The following is a 720-nucleotide window of genomic DNA, read 5'->3' as shown; positions in this document are numbered from 1 at the left end:
ATCGGCGTCCGCTCCGAGCACAACCGCCCGCTGCTCCAACGCCGCACGCGACACAGCCAACGACCAGCCGATACCGGCAAGATCCACATCCTGGCTCTGCTCCACGAAAGCCCCGAGCCGCTCAGCCTGACCCGCAAGCCCCGCCACCGAACGCCCCGACACCACCCACGGAACAACCGGCAGAACCGCGCCAGCACCACCGGAGACAGGAACATCCTCTTCCGGAGCCTGCTCGATGATCACGTGCGCATTCGTGCCAGAGAAACCGAACGACGACACACCCGCACGCCGGGGATGCCCGGCATCCGGCCACGGCTGCGCCTCGGTCACCAGACGCACCGCGCCCGATTCCCAGTCGATGCGCGACGAGGGCTCGTCCGCGTGCAACGTCGCCGGCACCATGCCGTGCCGCATCGCGGTCACCATCTTGATGACACCGCCGACACCGGCAGCGGCCTGCGCGTGTCCGATGTTCGACTTCAGCGAACCCAGCAGCAGCGGCCGATCGGCCGGCCGGTCCTGGCCGTATGTCGCCAACAGCGCCTGCGCCTCGATCGGGTCACCCAGCCTGGTGCCCGTCCCATGGCCCTCGACCACATCCACATCACTCGCGGACAGGCCCGCGTTGGCCAGGGCAGCCCGGATCACCCGCTGCTGCGAGGGACCGTTCGGCGCCGTCAGACCGTTCGACGCACCGTCCTGGTTGACCGCCGTACCGGT

At 69.2% G+C, this 720-nt stretch carries 1 protein-coding gene; it reads right to left on the bottom strand.

From position 1 onward, the window contains the following. Nucleotides 1-720, bottom strand: a 720-nt coding sequence (locus J0670_RS38730) for a ketoacyl-synthetase C-terminal extension domain-containing protein (protein WP_243438131.1), incomplete at both ends; no start/stop codon positions are given.

The sequence above is a fragment of the Streptomyces sp. FH025 genome (genome assembly GCF_017427025.1).
Taxonomy (GTDB): Bacteria; Actinomycetota; Actinomycetes; order Streptomycetales; family Streptomycetaceae; genus Kitasatospora.
The sequence above is the reverse complement of the archived record's forward strand: the minus strand, read 5'-3'. Positions and strand labels throughout refer to the sequence as shown.